Genomic DNA, 1,048 nt, shown 5'->3' on the forward strand with positions numbered 1-1,048 from the left:
TAACGTCACCCACCAGAACCGACCCCTGATTGAGGTTCAGCATCGCGTCAGCGCCAACCATACGTACTGAGTATGATTGCTGTGAAATGACTGTCCCGCTGTTGGTCACGGTGTTGCCATCGCCACTGGCATAAAGGCCAAAGGCACTAGGTTTACCCGTTGTCACCGTTCCGCTGTTGGTCACGGTGTTGCCATCGCCATTGGCACGAAGGCCGCAGGCAAAACCTCCACTCGTTGTCACCGTGCCGCTGTTGGTCAGGGTGTTGTTGTCGCCATCTGCAAAAAGGCCGCGGGCAAAACTTCCACTCGTTGTCACCGTCCCGCTGTTGGTCAGGGTGTTACTGCCGCCAGTAGCGCTAAGCCCGCGGGCGGAAGATCCATTCGTCGTCACCGTGCCGCTGTTGGTCAGGGTGTTGTTGGCGCCATCGGCATAAAGGCCGTGGGCTAAAATCCCGCTCGTCGTGACCGTTCCGCTGTTGGTCAGGGTGTTGTTGTCGCCAACGGCATAAAGGCCATGAGCCTCTTCGCCCGTCCCGCCAACATCATCACCCGTTGTCACCGTTCCGCTGTTGGTCAGGGTGTTGCCAGCGCCGTCGGCGTAGAGACCATAAGCCTCATCCCCAACTGTTGTGATTGTGCCGGTTGCGGTGTTGGTCAGGGTGTTGTTGGCGCCAGAGGCAAACAGGCCGTAATTTAAATCTCCAACCGTGGCCACCGATCCGGAACCCGTCACCGTGATCGTGTCATCCCCATCCAGCGTGTTGCCGCCATTGGTGGTGACCACAGGTACATCAATAATAAAATCATCCGCCAGCGCCGCACCGGTCAGTGCACCACCCGCAATCAGCGCACACAGCGCCACATTCAATCTGTTCATAATCAATTCCCCCATAAACCGCCTCATTAACCAGTATGGTGGTTGGCGGATTCTGTTGAAAAACACCGTGTTATGAGGGTGACTGATGCTTGGTTTTTGCGACCGCAAGCCTTTCTGTTTTCAGGCTTTTCGCGGATGCTGCGGTGCAGGAAAGATCTTGGCGAGTTTGCG

General features: G+C 56.5%; 1 pseudogene. It reads right to left on the reverse strand.

The features are described from left to right. Window positions 1–877 (reverse strand): annotated as a pseudogene (locus tag AC2D8P_RS16595) (hypothetical protein); the annotation flags it as partial. Between the last annotated feature and the right edge of the window lie 171 nt (window positions 878–1,048).

It is taken from the genome of Roseovarius sp. YIN77, assembly GCF_057219155.1.